General features: G+C 68.5%; 13 protein-coding genes and 1 riboswitch. Of the genes, 6 read left to right on the top strand and 7 right to left on the bottom strand.

Annotation, left to right across the window (positions count from 1 at the left end; all coding sequences use genetic code 11):
* The first annotated feature begins 71 nt into the window (after positions 1–71).
* A complete protein-coding gene (locus GRI75_RS10090; RefSeq protein ID WP_160746852.1) occupies positions 72–1,322 on the top strand; it encodes a multidrug effflux MFS transporter in 1,251 nt (416 codons plus the stop codon).
* A gap of 138 nt (positions 1,323–1,460) precedes the next feature.
* On the opposite strand, the gene GRI75_RS10085 is transcribed toward GRI75_RS10090, so the two are convergent.
* From GRI75_RS10085 to GRI75_RS10060, 6 genes are all read right to left on the bottom strand, one after another.
* Positions 1,461–3,089: an MFS transporter gene (locus GRI75_RS10085; RefSeq protein ID WP_160746851.1), complete on the bottom strand. Its 1,629-nt coding sequence runs from the start codon at positions 3,087–3,089 to the stop codon at positions 1,461–1,463.
* A 759-nt stretch (positions 3,090–3,848) separates the two neighbouring features.
* The gene (locus GRI75_RS10080) at positions 3,849–5,726 is read right to left on the bottom strand and encodes an acetyl/propionyl/methylcrotonyl-CoA carboxylase subunit alpha (protein ID WP_160746850.1); all 1,878 of its coding nucleotides are present in this window, start codon (positions 5,724–5,726) and stop codon (positions 3,849–3,851) included.
* A gap of 175 nt (positions 5,727–5,901) precedes the next feature.
* Positions 5,902–6,993, bottom strand: coding sequence for a phytoene/squalene synthase family protein (locus GRI75_RS10075; protein WP_456236848.1), 1,092 nt, complete (start codon positions 6,991–6,993; stop codon positions 5,902–5,904).
* Complete coding sequence (locus GRI75_RS10070) at positions 6,990–7,571, bottom strand: LOG family protein (RefSeq protein WP_160746849.1); 582 nt, start codon at positions 7,569–7,571, stop codon at positions 6,990–6,992. Before GRI75_RS10070 ends, GRI75_RS10075 begins: the two co-directional genes overlap by 4 nt.
* A 187-nt stretch (positions 7,572–7,758) precedes the next feature.
* Entirely contained in the window at positions 7,759–9,249 is a 1,491-nt protein-coding gene (gene crtI, locus GRI75_RS10065; RefSeq protein WP_160746848.1) for a phytoene desaturase family protein, read from the bottom strand.
* A gap of 114 nt (positions 9,250–9,363) precedes the next feature.
* A complete protein-coding gene (locus GRI75_RS10060; RefSeq protein ID WP_160746847.1) occupies positions 9,364–9,615 on the bottom strand; it encodes a hypothetical protein in 252 nt (83 codons plus the stop codon).
* Between the two features lie 164 nt (positions 9,616–9,779).
* Between GRI75_RS10060 and GRI75_RS10055 the strand changes: the two genes are divergently transcribed.
* Positions 9,780–10,178: a hypothetical protein gene (locus tag GRI75_RS10055; RefSeq protein WP_160746846.1), complete on the top strand. Its 399-nt coding sequence runs from the start codon at positions 9,780–9,782 to the stop codon at positions 10,176–10,178.
* A gap of 139 nt (positions 10,179–10,317) precedes the next feature.
* Here GRI75_RS10055 and GRI75_RS10050 read toward each other — a convergent pair whose 3' ends face one another.
* Entirely contained in the window at positions 10,318–10,710 is a 393-nt protein-coding gene (locus GRI75_RS10050; protein ID WP_235911455.1) for a DUF6152 family protein, read from the bottom strand.
* A gap of 154 nt (positions 10,711–10,864) precedes the next feature.
* Positions 10,865–10,973: riboswitch (TPP riboswitch) on the top strand.
* Positions 10,974–11,018: 45 nt separating this feature from the next.
* Between GRI75_RS10050 and thiC the strand changes: the two genes are divergently transcribed.
* The 4 genes from thiC to GRI75_RS10030 all read left to right on the top strand — a co-directional run bounded on the left by thiC (position 11,019) and on the right by GRI75_RS10030 (position 13,965).
* On the top strand, positions 11,019–12,935 hold the full coding sequence (gene thiC / locus GRI75_RS10045) for a phosphomethylpyrimidine synthase ThiC (protein ID WP_160746845.1): 1,917 nt from the start codon (positions 11,019–11,021) through the stop codon (positions 12,933–12,935).
* A 163-nt stretch (positions 12,936–13,098) separates the two neighbouring features.
* The gene (locus GRI75_RS10040; protein ID WP_160746844.1) at positions 13,099–13,377 is read left to right on the top strand and encodes a type II toxin-antitoxin system RelE/ParE family toxin; all 279 of its coding nucleotides are present in this window, start codon (positions 13,099–13,101) and stop codon (positions 13,375–13,377) included.
* Positions 13,377–13,685 (top strand): HigA family addiction module antitoxin, encoded by a 309-nt coding sequence (locus tag GRI75_RS10035; RefSeq protein ID WP_160746843.1) that lies wholly within the window; start codon positions 13,377–13,379, stop codon positions 13,683–13,685. The genes GRI75_RS10040 and GRI75_RS10035 overlap by 1 nt, the downstream gene beginning before the upstream one ends.
* A 49-nt stretch (positions 13,686–13,734) precedes the next feature.
* Positions 13,735–13,965: a helix-turn-helix domain-containing protein gene (locus GRI75_RS10030; protein ID WP_202389698.1), complete on the top strand. Its 231-nt coding sequence runs from the start codon at positions 13,735–13,737 to the stop codon at positions 13,963–13,965.
* Positions 13,966–14,272: the final 307 nt, after the last annotated feature.

The raw sequence follows: 14,272 nt of genomic DNA, 5'->3' as shown, positions 1-14,272 counted from the left end.
CTAGCGGCTCGGCTCGCCGCATCGATAGCAAAGTCATTGTGCTGCAACGCAACAGAAGGCAAAGGCATCGTATGACCGGCAGCACCATGCTCTCTCACGACAAGAGGACCATCGGCCAGCGGGAGCTGGTCGTGATCGTCGCCCTGCTGATGAGCCTCAACGCCCTCGCGATCGACGGCATGCTGCCGGCGCTCGACGAGATCGCCAGCGAACTCGGCGCGGCGGAAGGCAACCAGCGGCAGTTCGTCATCGCGGTGTTCCTGCTCGCCAACGGGCTCGGCTGTCTCGTGCCCGGCGCCTTTGCCGACCGCTTCGGGCGGCGCCCGCTGCTGCTGCTGTCGCTGGCCTCCTATTCCGTGTTCTCGCTGCTGATCGCGCTGGTGCAGGACTTCACCATGCTGCTGGTCCTGCGCGGGATCCAGGGGGTGCTGTCGGCGGGCCTGATGGTCGTGCCCACGGCCATCATCCGCGACCAGTACGAAGGCGACCGCATGGCCCGGCTGATGAGCCTTGTCAGCGCCGTGTTCATCACCGTTCCGGTGATTGCCCCCAGCATAGGGCAGGCGGTGCTGCTGTTCGCCGGCTGGCGCTGGATCTTCGTGTTCCTGGCGCTGATGGGCGGGCTCGCCGCGGTGTGGGTCTGGGTGCGCCTGCCGGAAACGCTCGATCCGGCCCACCGCCAGAACATCAACGTGCCGGTCATCGTCCGCAACATGCGCGTGGCGCTGATCAACCGCGCCTCGGTCGGGTACGTGCTCGGCACGATGCTGCTGATCGGCGCCGTGTTCGGTTACGTGAACAGCGCGCAGCAGCTGATCGGCGAGCACTTCGCGGTCGGCGAGCTGTTCCCTATCGTGTTCGGCGCGACCGCCGCGATGATGGTCGTCTCCAACGTCGTCAACTCGCGCATCGTCGAACGCTTCGGCGCGCGGCGGGTGTCGCACACCGGCGTGCTGGTGTTCATCCTGGTCAGCGCCGTGCAGGTCTGGGCCTCGCACTACCGGCCCGACAGCCTGGCCTGGTTCCTGCCGCTGATGGCCACCAACCTCGGCCTGCTCGGCTTCCTCGGCGCGAACTTCGGTTCGATCGCGATGCAGCCTTTCGCCTCCATCGCCGGCGCCGCCAGCTCGATCCAGACGTTCTTCCGAATGTTCGGCGCGGCAGTGGTCGGGCTGATCATCGGCCAGTCCTACGACGGCACCGCCCAGCCTTTCGCCCTCGCGCTGCTGATCTGCAGCGTCGGCGCGCTGCTGCTGGTGTTCTACAGCGAGAAGGGCCGGCTGTTCCGGCGCCTCAACCCGCCGGCGAAGCCGAAAGCGTAAATCCTCCCCGGGACGGGGAGGGGGACCGCCCGCGCAGCGGGTGGTGGAGGGGGCCCGCGGCGAGCGCTGCGCTCAGCGGAGGGCCCCCTCCGTCACCGGCCTGCGGCCGGCGCCACCTCCCCGTGCCGGGGAGGATCTTTATCCCTCATGATCGATCCTGCGCCTGAAAGTCTCGGGCAGGAACAGCAGCCCCACCACCAGCGTCAGCACCGCGACCCCGACCGGGTACCACAGCCCGGCGTAGATATCGCCGGTGGCCGCGACCATCGCGAAGGCGATCGTCGGCAGGAAGCCGCCGAACCAGCCATTGCCGATGTGGTAGGGCAGGCTCATCGCGGTGTAGCGGATGCGGCTGGGGAACAGCTCCACCAGCAGCGCGGCGATCGGGCCGTAGACCATCGTCACCAGCAGCACGAGCACGGTCAGGATGGCGACGACCAGCACCGTGTCGGTCCGCGCCGGGTCGGCCTTCAGCGGGTAGTTCGCTTCCTCCAGCGCGGCGGTCAGCTCCGCCGCCACGTCGGTGCCGGGGGCGACTTCGATCCGCCGCTCGCCGACCGTGACGAGGGCCTCGGCGCCGCCACCGGCGGTCTCCTGGTTCGCGTAAGGGATGCCGGCCTTGGCCAGGGCCGACTTGGCGATGTCGCACCCGGTCTGGTCGAAGCTTTCGTTGCCGATCGGGTCGAACTGCACAGAACAGGTCGCGGGATCGGCCGCGACGGTGACCGGCGCGCGCGCCTGCGCCTCCGCCAGCGCAGGGTTGGCGGCACTGGTCAGCGCCCCGAACAGCGGGAAGTACAGCGCCGCGGCTAGCGCACAGCCGCCCAGGATGATCGGCTTGCGGCCGATCCTGTCGGACAGCCAGCCGAAGAAGATGAAGAACGGCGTGCCGATGGCCAGCGCCGTGGCGATCAGGATGTTGGCCGTGCCGCCGTCCACCTTCAGGATCCGCTCGAGGTAGAACAGGGCGTAGAACTGCCCCGTGTACCAGACCACCGCCTGCCCCGCGACGGCACCGAGCAACGCGACCAGCACCCAGCGCAAGTTGCGCCACCTGCCGAAGGCCTCGGTCAGCGGCGCCTTGGAGGTCTTGCCCTGTTCCTTCATCTCGCGGAACACAGGGCTTTCCTGCAGTTGCAGGCGGATCCACAGCGAAACGCCGAGCAGGATCGCCGATAGCAGGAACGGCAGGCGCCAGCCCCAGGCGGAGAAAGCCTCCTCGCCCATCCAGGTGCGCAGGCCGATGACCACCAGCAGCGCCGCGAACAGGCCGAGCGTGGCGGTCGTCTGGATGAAGCTGGTGTAGAGCCCGCGCTTCCCCTCGGGCGCATGCTCCGCCACGTAAGTCGCCGCCCCGCCGTATTCGCCGCCCAGCGCCAGTCCCTGGATCAGCCGCAGCGCCACCAGCAGCAGCGGCGCGGCCACGCCGATGGAGGCATAGGACGGCAGCAGCCCGACTGCGAAAGTCGAAGCGCCCATCAGCCCCATCGTCACCAGGAAGGTGTTCTTGCGGCCGACGATGTCGCCGATCCGCCCGAACACCAGCGCCCCGAACGGCCGCACCGCGAACCCCGCGGCGAACGCGGCGAGGGCCAGGATGAACGCCGTGGTCTCGTTGACCCCGGAAAAGAACTGCGCCGAGATGATCGTCGCAAGCAGCCCGTAGAGGTAGAAATCGTACCACTCGAACACCGTGCCGAGGGAAGATGCGGCGATGACCTTCACATGGGAATCTCGCAGCGGCGCGGCGGCGGCGGTGTCGGTCACGAAGCTCTCCCAAAGCCTTACGCGGCCAAGACTGCCGCAGCAGCGGGGGACTGACAAGCGGGCGAGCGCCGCGCCGAAAAATCCTCCCCGGGACGGGGAGGTGGCGCCGGCCGCAGGCCGGTGACGGAGGGGGCCCTCCGCCTGGTGCAGCGCTTGCCGCGGGCCCCCTCCACCACCCGCTGCGCGGGCGGTCCCCCTCCCCGTCCCGGGGAGGATCAGGTGTCCACCTTCTCCACCCGCGCCCCCGTTCCTCCGTTCGTCCTGAGCCTTTCGAAGGACGGAAGCGCGGTGCCAGTCGTGGTTCGACAGGCTCACCACGAACGGAGATTGTTCTCTTGGCAAGCCCCCTTCCGTTCGTCCTGAGCCTGTCGAAGGACGGGAGCGCGGTGCCAGTCGTGGTTCGACAGGCTCACCACGAACGGAGATTGTTCTCTTGGCAGGCCCCCCTCCCGTTCGTCCTGAGCTTGTCGAAGGACGGGAGCGCGGTGCCAGTCGTGGTTCGACAGGCTCACCACGAACGGGGATTGTTCTCTTGGCAAGCCCCCTTCCGTTCGTCCTGAGCTTTTCGAAGGACGGGAAGCGCGGTGCCAGTCGTAGTTCGACAGGCCCACCACGAACGGGGATTGTTCTCTTGGCAAGCCCCCCTTCCGTTCGTCCTGAGCTTGTCGAAGGACCGCTTTTCTTCGGGCGCAGCGCTGAAAGTGAGAGCGGCCCTTCGACAAGCTCAGGGCGAACGGTACTGGGGGGGCTGAGGCGGGCTTAACCCTCCACCTTCTCCACCCGCGCCAGCAGCGCTTCGACCTGGACCTGCTGCCCCGGCGCGGCGCCGAGCTCCACAACCCGCCCGTCGAACGGCGCGGTAAGCGCATGCTCCATCTTCATCGCCTCGAGCACCAGGAGGCGCTGGCCTTGGGCCACCACCGCGCCCTCGGCCACGTCGACGGCGATCACTTTGCCGGGCATCGGCGCGAGCACGGTTCCGTCTGCCGCCATGGCGGCGGAGGCATGGCCCGGCCCGTTCCCGAACAGGTAAGTCTGTCCCCGCCGGGTGACGAGGATGTCGCCGCCGGCAGCCATCGCCGCGCCGGCATCAGGGGCGGTGGCATACCCCTCGGTGGAGCCGGCCGCATACCCGCCCGGGCCGTTGAGGCCGATCGTCTCGCGAGCCGGCGCGTTCAGGCGGAAGCCGAACAGGCCGTCGGACAAGCCGTCCCCGCTCCGGTCCCGGCGGTGCTGGCGCGCGGCCGCGTCGAGCACCTCCTGCGAGGGCGTCGCGCGCGGGATCAGGCTCTCGCCCGCGCGCTCGATCAGGCCGGTGTCGAGCTCGGCCCGGATGAAATCCGGATGATCGAGACATTCGTAGAGAAACCCCTGGTTCGTCGGAACCGGCGCGACGTAACTCGCATCCAGCGCGCCGAGTAGCGCAAGGCGCGCATGTTCGCGGTCGGGGCCATGCACCACCAGCTTGGCGATCATCGGGTCGTAGAACGGGCTGACCGTGTCGCCCTGATCGACCCCGGTCTCGATGCGGATCCGCCCGTCCAGGCGCAAGTGCTCCAGCTTGCCCGGGCTCGGCAGGAAACCCTTCGCCGGATCCTCGGCATAGAGCCGCGCCTCGAGGGCATGGCCGCGGATGGACAGCTCCTCCTGCCGCAGCGGCAGCGGCTCGCCGTTCGCCACGCGCAGCTGCCACTCGACCAGATCGACCCCGGTGATCTCCTCGGTCACCGGGTGCTCGACTTGCAGGCGGGTGTTCATCTCCATGAAGAAGATGCGGCTCGCGCTCAGCCCCTCGCTGGCGTCGGCGATGAACTCGATCGTGCCCGCGCCGACATAGTCCACCGCCTGGGCCGCGCGCACGGCGGCGGCGCAGATCGCCTCGCGCGTCGCCGCATCCATGCCCGGGGCCGGCGCTTCCTCGATCACTTTCTGGTGCCGCCGCTGGAGCGAACAGTCGCGCTCGAACAAGTGCACGACATTGCCGTGCGTGTCGCCGAACACCTGCACCTCGATATGCCGCGGGCTGGTGATCCACTTCTCCAGCAGGACCTCGTCGTTGCCGAAGCTGGCGCTCGCTTCCCGCCGGCAGGATTCCAGCGCGGCGAGGAGATCCTGCGCCGCGTCGACCTTGCGCATCCCCTTGCCGCCGCCGCCCGCGACCGCCTTGATGAGCACCGGATAACCGATCGCGTCGGCTTCCTGCTGCAAGCGCTCCGGCGACTGGTCCTCCCCCATGTAGCCCGGGGTGACCGGCACCCCGGCATCCTGCATCAGCTTCTTGGCGGCATCCTTCAGCCCCATCGCGCGAATGCTCTGCGGGCGCGGGCCGACCCACACCAGCCCGGCATCGATCACCGCCTGCGCGAAGTCGGCATTCTCACTGAGAAACCCGTAACCCGGATGGACCGCGTCCGCCCCGCTCGCCTTCGCCGCCTCGATAATTCGCTCGCCGCGCAAGTAGCTTTCCGCCGCCGCCGCCGGCCCGATATGCACCGCCTGGTCGGCCATCCGCACATGCAGCGCCTTCGCGTCGGCATCGGAATAGACCGCCACCGTGCCGATCCCCATAGCCCGCGCAGTGCGCATGATCCGACAAGCGATCTCGCCGCGATTTGCGATCAGGAGAGTGCCGATCACTCCAAATCCTCCCCGGAACGGGCAGGGGGACCGTCGCGTAGCGACGGTGGAGGGGGCCCAGCCTCACGGCACGCAGCGACGATTTCGTTCACGCAACTCTCCAGATCTTGTCGCCTTGTTGCGACAGAAACCAGTTGCGCTGCAAGTCCCGGGGCAGGATTTTCGCCCCTGCGGCTCACATCTCCTCGTCGGGCAGAGGGGTGGTGGGCATCGGGGCGATCGGGCCGGCCATGCGGATCATCGTCATCAGCTCGCCGCGGGTCCAGCGGGGCATCGGGTCGGGCTGCGGGGCGGTCTTGAAGGCGGCGAAGAAGGCCTGGGCGATGAGGCCGAGCTTGGCGAAATAGCCGGTGCGCGGCTTGTGGTCCCAGGCCGCCGGGCCGCGCTGGCGGATGTCGCGGGCGGTGGCGCCGTAGATCTCGGCGGCGGCGATGACGGCCCAGCGCTGGCGGAACGGGAGCCGGCCCGCGCCGAACAGCGCCGCCGCCTTGTGCGCTTCGGCCATGTCCAGCAGCCGGGCGACCATGCCGACCAGCTGCTCGCGGAAGTCGGGCCGCATGTGCTCGCCCGGCGGGATGTCGGCCTCCACCAGCCACTCGACCGGCAGGTAGCAGCGCCCGGCCGCATCGTCTTCGGATACGTCGCGGGCGATGTTGACGAGCTGGAAGTACAGGCCGAGGTCGCAGGCCCGGTCGAGCGTGTCGTGATCGTCCGCCGGAACGCCCATGGCCCGCGCCAGCATGACCCCCACGGCGCCGGCGACGTGGTAGCAGTAGCGCATCAGGTCGGCTTCGCTGCGCGGCCGCCAGCCTTCCGCGTCGAGCGCGAAGCCGTCGATCACGTCCTCGGTCATGTCGGCGCTCAGGCCGGCTTCGGTCGCCACCTGGCCGATCGCGTCGAATGCCACTTCGGCGGTCGGTTGGCCCTCCAGCGCACGGCGGGTGAGGACGCGGATCGCCTCGATGCGGTTGCGCGCGGTGCTCTCGTCGAGCTTCAGCCCGCCGCCGTGGTCCTGTCCATCGGCGATGTCGTCGCACCGGCGGCACCAGGCGTAGAGCAGCCAGGCCCGCTCGCGCGTGCTCTTGTCGAACAGCCGGCTGGCCAGCGCGAAGCTCTTGCTGCCCCGACGCATCGATTGATGCGCGAGCTGCACCAGGGACTCGCGCTCCCGCCCGCCGCCGGTCTGGCGCGGGGGCGCGCGCATGATGCCCGACGCCACGAGCGGCCGCGGCTTGCGCGGCATCACCAGCAGGCGCGGGCGTCTCATAGCTCCTCCGCCGTCATTCGGAAGATCGGCTTGTGCGGCTGATAGGCCTCCATACGCTGCAGTAACGCGCCAAGTTCGTTTTCGGCGATCAGGATCCCGCGATGAGCCTCGCGCACGAAGCCGACCGAGGCCATGTGGGCGGCGAATGCGATCAGCCCGTCGTAGAATCCGAAGGCGTTGAGCAGCCCGACCGGCTTGGAATGGTAGCCGAGCTGCGCCCAGCTCACCGCTTCCCACAGCTCGTCCATCGTCCCGACCCCGCCCGGCAGGGTCAGGAACCCGTCGGAAAGGTCGGTGAAGGCCTGCTTGCGCTCGTGCATCGTGGCCACGACGTGGAGCTCGGTACAATCCGGGTTGGCGACTTCCGCCGCGACCATCGCCTCCGGGATCACGCCGACCACCTCGCCCCCGGCCTCGAGTGCCCCCGCCGCCAGCGCCCCCATCAGCCCGAGCCGGCCGCCGCCATAGACCACCCCGATCCCCCGCCGCGCCAACTCCTCGCCAACCTCCCGGGCGAGCGCGACGTAGCGCGGGTCCTCCGGCGTGGCGGAGCCGCAGTAGACGGCGAGGCGTTTCATGGAGTGTGCTCCGGCGTTGGGTTCTGGGATGATTGGCGCTCGCAGAGGCGCAGAGGCGCGGAGATGTTGTGCCTGCGGCGAAGCCGCTTTTTACACCCTATTGCCGTGTAGACCGTTAGGTCGCTTCGGCAGGCCGCCTGCGGCGGAGCCCACTCTGCGCCTCTGCGCCTCTGCGAGCGCAAAACACTCATCCCGCCAGGTCCTCCAACATCAGGCCCGCGGTAATCCGAGCGCCCGCAACGACACCCGGAACCCCCGCGCCCGGATGCGTGCCCGCGCCGACGAGGTAGAGGTTACCGATCACGTCGTCGCGGTTGTGCGCGCGGAAGAAGGCGCTTTGGGTGAGGAGCGGTTCCGGGCCGTAGGCGCTGCCGAGATGAGCGTTCTGCTCGAGCGCCATGTCCCGCGGGCTGCAGGAGAACTTCGTCACGATGCGGTCGTGGATGTCGGGGATCAGGCGCCGGCCGACTTCGTCGAGGATGCGCTTCTCCAGCAGCGGGGCGATCTGCTGCCAGTCGATCGTCAGCTTGCCCATGTTGGCGACCGGGACGAGCGCATGGAACGTGCTCATCCCTTCGGGCGCCAGGCTCGGGTCGGTCACCGTCGGGTGGTGCAGGTAGATCAGCGAATCCGCCGGCAACACCCCGCGATCGTAGATATCCTCGAGCAGGCCGTGGAAGCGCGGACCGAACAGAACGGTGTGGTGGGGGATGCCCGGCCAGCTTCCCTCGATGCCGAAATGGACCACGAACACGCCGGGGCTGTAGCGCTGCTTCGCCAGCCGGCGGGCCATCTGCCGGCCGCGGTGGCTGCTCGCCAGCAGGTCGCGGTAAGTGTGGACCGGGTCGGCGTTGCTGGCGACCGCGTCGAAGCGTTCGCGCCAGCCGCCGCGCGTCTCGACCTCGCTCACGCGGTTGCCGATGGTGTGGATGCGGACCGCCGGATCGTTCAGCCGCACCGAGCCGCCGAGCCGCTCGAAGTGGCGGGCCATGCCGGCGACCAGCCGGTTCATGCCGCCGCGCGCCCACCACACCCCGCCGTCTCGCGCCGGCGCGCAGGCCAGCGCCTGGAGCGCGCTGGTGGTCAGCGGGTTGCCGCCGATCGCCAGGGTGTGGAAGCTCAGCGCCTCGCGCAGCTTCTCGTGACGGACGTGCCTGGCGACGTGGCTGTAGAGGCTGCGCCAGGCCTGGTGCTTCGCCAGGGCGGGGGTGGCTTTCGCCATGCTCTTGCGGTCGAGGAACGGCATGCCGGCCAGCCTGGTCGCTTCCTCCCGGACTATGGCCGAATAGCCCAGCAGGGCATCGTATCCGGCCACGTCGCGCGGACTGATCCGGGCGATCTCGTTCCGCACCGCGCGCTCGTCGGCGGAGAAGTCGAATGTCGTTCCGTCCGGCCAGCTGAGGCGGCAGACGGGAGAAACCGGCATCAGCTCGACGTCAAGCGCAAGGTCGTGGCCGGTCAGCTCCCACAGCTCGCGCAGGCCCGCCGGATCGGCGATCGCCGTCGGGCCGGCGTCGAACGTGAAGCCGTCCTCCCGCAAGTGATAGGCGCGGCCGCCCGGCCGGTCGCGGCCCTCGATCACCGTGGTCGCGACCCCGGCCGCCTGCAGGCGGATCGCCAGCGCCAGCCCGCCGAAGCCGCTGCCGACCACGCAAGCGCGCTTGCCTTCGGCCGTCATGAAGCGGTCTTCGGCTCGCCGCCGGCCATCGCAGTATCGCAGCTCCGCCCGCTCATCGCAGCCGGTGTAGCGGCCCCGCGCGGGCGTGCAATGCTTACGGGAAGGTGGTTGGCCTCAGCCGGCGGTGCCGGGCGGGCGCCTGCGGCGCTCGCGCACGCGGCTGACGATACCGGCCAGGGCGAGCAGCAGGCCGACGACCAGCGAGAACCAGGATGGCCCGGACCACCATGCGTCGGGGCGTGATACGATCAGACCTACGGCGCCGATGAGAGCGAGTACGGTTCCGCTCCAGCGCAGGAGACGGGAGACGATGCGAAGGTCCCGGCGCTCGGCGCGGCGCGCTGCGGGAGTAGAGTTCGAAGCCATGCGCACCAAACCCCCGATGGCGGGAGTCCGTTCCGCGCGATGCAACATCAAGGAACCTTTAGGTTTCCGTTCGGCTGCGATCCGGCCGCCCGGAAGGTGCCTTTGATATGCCACCGAGAACCGCTAGACCGGTCGCACCCGAGACGAGGAAAAGGAGAGCCGCGATGGCCGAAGCCGCCGATATTCCCGCCTGGATTGCCCTGTTCCTGGGGCTCTATTCGCTGGCCGCGGCAGCCGGCGAGTTCCGCGCTCCGGGCGGCTGGGCGGCGATGCTGCTGGACTTCGAGCGCAGCCCCGCCTCGCGTTTCCTGACCGGAATGTTCTGCATCTCCCTGGGCGCGGCGATCTATCTCGTGACGCCCTGGCGGCCGGAGGACTGGCTGTCGATCGCGGTCAGCGTGATCGGCGGCATCTGCGCCGCCGAAGGCCTGCTGATCCTGGCCGCGGGCGACCGCTTCCTCATGCTCGCGCGCCGGCTGATCATGGCCGCTCCCGGCTTCTGGGCCGGCTTCTCCGCGCTGTTCGGGATCGGCGCGATCCTGGTCGCCCTCTCGCGGCTTTAGGCGAGCCCGTTCGTAATGAACCACCCCCGTTCGTGGTGAGCCACCCCCGTTCGTGGTGAGCTTGTCGAACCACGGGAGGCTCGCACTCCCGTCCTTCGACAGGCTCAGGACGAACGGCGGGCGGGGGTTAGGGTTGCCCTCAGGCGTCCGGCTTCAGCGACTTGGGCCGCTGCGGATAGACGTCGTAGGTCTTCCCGCGCACCGTCACCGTCTCGGCCTTGAACGCGCGCACATCGCGGTCGCGGGCGCGGTGGCCGGTCAGGACGACTTTGTCCCCGGCCTTCGCCGCCTCCCGCCCGAAGCCGGAGCGCTGGGCGACGATCGGGGGCGAAAGGTCGACTTCCCAGATGCCGCCGCTTTCGGTGCGGACCTGCAGGTGCATGTGCGGATTGCCGAAGCTGATCGACTGGATCGTGCCGGAAAGGCGGGATTCCTCGTCGTCGGTCCAGCCCCAGCCGTGGTGCGCCGCCGCCGCCGCGGGCAGGCCCGCCGCCAGCGCCAGGGCAAGGGTTCGTGCTGCGATAAGGTTCATGGCCACACTCCTTTTCCGCCGCTCGGGTGGTGCGGCAACACCGGGATTGTCGCGACTCCATAGCAGAATCCGGATCCGCTGTCGCCGGTCCGAGGGGTCGGGCGCGGCGGGATCGTTTGCCCCCTTTAAGTCGCTTCGCTTTGCGCCTAAGGTCCGGCCATCCCCGGGGGACCGCTCAGCGCGGTTGAGAGGGAGGCAGCAGCCTTCGACCCGCAGAACCTGATCCGGTTGACACCGGCGTAGGGAGGGAGCGCGGCATCCCCGAGCTTGTCGAAGGGCCGTTCTCCTCCCGCAATTGGAGAACCTCGATGGCCGACATTCCCTCCCGTCTCGAAATCGGCGTCACCACGGGCCCGATCCGCGGCAGCCGCAAGGTCCACGTCGGTCCGCTTAAGGTGGCGATGCGCGAGATCGACCTCGAGCCCTCCAGCGGGGAGCCGCCGGTGCGGGTCTACGACACTTCCGGCCCCTACACCGACCCCGCCGCCGTGATCGACATCGCCGCCGGCCTGCCCGCCCTGCGCCGCGAATGGCAGCTCGCCCGCGGCGACGTCGAGGAATATGCCCCGCGCGAAGTGCGTCCGGAAGACAACGGCCAGCTCGGCCCGGACCGTTCCGGCGGCGTGCCCCCGTTCCCGACCGCCCTGCGCCGCCCCTTGCGCGCCCAGCCAGGCGGCAACATCAGCCAGATGCACTACGCCCGCCAGGGCATCATCACGCCGGAGATGGAATACGTCGCCGAGCGGGAGAACCTCGGCCGCGCGCAGATCCGCGAGCACATCCGCGATGGGCAGGACTGGGGCGCCGCCATTCCCGACTACGTCACGCCGGAGTTCGTCCGTGACGAGGTCGCCCGCGGCCGCGCGATCATCCCCTCCAACGTCAACCACCCGGAAGCCGAGCCGATGGCCATCGGCCGCAACTTCCTGGTCAAGATCAACGCCAACATCGGCAACTCCGCCGTCGCCAGCGATGTCGCGTCCGAAGTCGACAAGATGGTCTGGTCGATCCGCTGGGGCGCCGACACGGTGATGGACCTCTCCACGGGCCGCAACATCCACGACACGCGCGAATGGATCATCCGCAACAGCCCCGTGCCGATCGGCACCGTGCCGATCTACCAGGCGCTCGAGAAAGTCGGCGGCATTGCCGAGGATCTCACCTGGGAGATCTTCCGCGACACGCTGATCGAGCAGGCCGAACAAGGCGTCGACTACTTCACCATCCACGCCGGCGTGCGCCTGCCCTACATCCCGATGACCGCCAAGCGCGTCACCGGCATCGTCAGCCGCGGCGGCTCGATCATGGCCAAGTGGTGCCTGGCGCATCACAAGGAATCGTTCCTCTACGAACGCTTCGACGAGATCACCGAGATCATGAAGGCCTACGACATCGCCTACTCGCTGGGCGACGGGCTGCGCCCCGGCAGTATCGCCGACGCCAACGACGAAGCCCAGTTCGCCGAGCTCTACACCCTGGGCGAGCTGACCAAGAAGGCCTGGGCGCAGGACGTCCAGGTGATGATCGAAGGCCCCGGCCACGTGCCGATGCACAAGATCAAGGCCAACATGGACAAGCAGCTCGAGGCTTGCGGGGAGGCCCCGTTCTACACCCTCGGGCCGCTCGTCACCGACATCGCCCCGGGCTACGACCACATCACCAGCGGCATCGGCGCGGCGATGATCGGCTGGTTCGGCACGGCAATGCTCTGCTACGTCACCCCCAAGGAACACCTCGGCCTGCCCGATCGCGACGACGTCAAAGTCGGCGTTGTCACCTACAAACTCGCCGCCCACGCCGCGGATTTGGCGAAGGGCCACCCCGCCGCCAAAGTCCGCGACGACGCCCTGTCGAAAGCCCGCTTCGAATTCCGCTGGCGCGACCAGTTCAACCTCTCGCTCGACCCCGACACGGCGGAGCAATACCACGACCAGACGTTGCCGGCGGAGGGTGCCAAGACCGCCCACTTCTGCTCGATGTGCGGCCCGAAGTTCTGCTCGATGAAGATCACGCAGGAAGTGCGGGACTTCGCGGCGAGGCAACACAACAATCCTCCCCAGCCTGTCCCCGCGAAGGCGGGGAGGGAGGGGGACCAGCCGCAGGCTGGTGGAGGGGGCCCCGCGGCAATCGCTGAGGCCGAAGCCGGCATGGAGCAGATGTCCGAAAAGTTCCGCGAAACCGGCAGCGAACTCTACCTGGGCGCGGGCGGCCGCGAGCACGACTGACCCGGCGGGGCAGATACCTCCGGAACGGAGTAAATTCCTCCACGCTTCGCCGCACACGGTGCTAACCTCGGACAACGTGTTCGACAACGATCGAGGCTGGCACCGTGATGCAGCTTGTAAGCCAACGCTTGACACTCAATCTGTCAGCCACTAACTTACACCCGTGATCCGCTCGTTCCGCAGCAAAGCCCTGCGCCAGTTCGTCGAGCAGGGCGACGCCTCGAAGCTGAGCGTGCCGAATGTCGAGCGGGTGGCGCGTATCCTGCTTCGGCTGGATACGGCGAACCAGCCAGAGCAGATGAACGCACCGGGCCTGCGGTTTCACGGGTTGAAGGGTCGCGACAAGGGCCGCTTTGCCGTCGACGCCTCGGGCAACTGGCGGATCACCTTTGCATGGGACGGCGAGGATGCCGTCGATGTCGATCTGGAGGATTATCACTGATGGCGAAACAGCGGCTCTGGGCCATTCGCCCCATTCACCCCGGCGAGATTCTGCGCGAGGACGTGCTACCCGCGCTCGGCCGCCCCAAGGCGGAGATCGCGCGGCTGCTCGGCATCTCGCGCCAGACGCTCTACGACATTCTGAACGAGAAGCAGCCGATAACCGCCGCGATGGCGCTGCGCATCGGCAAGCTGTGCGGCGACGGGCCGGAAATCTGGCTCAACCTGCAGAAACGCTACGACCTCAAGATCGCCGAACGCGAACTCGGCGACGCGCTGGATGCAATCCCGCGACTGGAGGCGGCGTGAAAGCCATGAGCGGCGGCACCCTCATCCCGGCACGGGTGCTGTTCGCAGAGTGGCGCAAGGACCCGAGTTCGTTCGCGAATACGAAGCGCTGGAGGAAGAGTTCGCCCTCGCCAGCGCGGTGATCGGCGCACGCGCTCATGCCGGCCTGACCCAGGAGGAACTGGCCGAGCGCCTGGGCACCAGCCAGAGCGCCATCGCCCGCCTCGAAAGCGGCCGCTCGCGGCCGTCGGCCACCACGCTGGCCAAGCTCGCTGCGGCGACGGGGACGAAGTGCGGGTAAGTTTTGTGCCGGATGATAAGGCGGTTTGAGTTTGTATTATGTCCCGCAGAATTTGCGCTCACTAATCAGCTATCGCAAGGCTGGATCTACGCGGATTTCATCCGACCGCTCTGGGCGAGGGGCGACTCAAACCTCTTCGAGATGAAAGCCGCCATCGCGCGGATTGCCCGAACGGCAAATTCATCTTGACAAATCGAACCATATAGGTTAGGCGCCCCACGCCAGCCAACCGCTGACAGCGACGGGTGCGGGGGCGGTAGCGCTTCGCTTCTCACCCCGCACAAGGCCGGCGCCCTGCGGACATTCG

This window comes from Croceibacterium soli, assembly GCF_009828065.1.
Lineage (GTDB): Bacteria > Pseudomonadota > Alphaproteobacteria > Sphingomonadales > Sphingomonadaceae > Croceibacterium_B > Croceibacterium_B soli.
Note: the sequence above shows the minus strand (reverse complement) of the source record. Positions and strands in the feature narration are given on the sequence as shown.

Coding starts and splice junctions, on each gene's coding strand:
- GRI75_RS10055 (WP_160746846.1), top strand. CDS start 9,780: ATGGCCGAAGCCGCCGATATTCCCGCCTGGATTGCCCTGTTCCTGGGG.
- thiC (WP_160746845.1), top strand. CDS start 11,019: ATGGCCGACATTCCCTCCCGTCTCGAAATCGGCGTCACCACGGGCCCG.
- GRI75_RS10070 (WP_160746849.1), bottom strand. CDS start 7,571: ATGAAACGCCTCGCCGTCTACTGCGGCTCCGCCACGCCGGAGGACCCG.
- GRI75_RS10090 (WP_160746852.1), top strand. CDS start 72: ATGACCGGCAGCACCATGCTCTCTCACGACAAGAGGACCATCGGCCAG.
- crtI (WP_160746848.1), bottom strand. CDS start 9,249: ATGACGGCCGAAGGCAAGCGCGCTTGCGTGGTCGGCAGCGGCTTCGGC.
- GRI75_RS10075 (WP_456236848.1), bottom strand. CDS start 6,993: ATGAGACGCCCGCGCCTGCTGGTGATGCCGCGCAAGCCGCGGCCGCTC.
- GRI75_RS10035 (WP_160746843.1), top strand. CDS start 13,377: ATGGCGAAACAGCGGCTCTGGGCCATTCGCCCCATTCACCCCGGCGAG.
- GRI75_RS10050 (WP_235911455.1), bottom strand. CDS start 10,710: ATGAACCTTATCGCAGCACGAACCCTTGCCCTGGCGCTGGCGGCGGGC.
- GRI75_RS10060 (WP_160746847.1), bottom strand. CDS start 9,615: ATGGCTTCGAACTCTACTCCCGCAGCGCGCCGCGCCGAGCGCCGGGAC.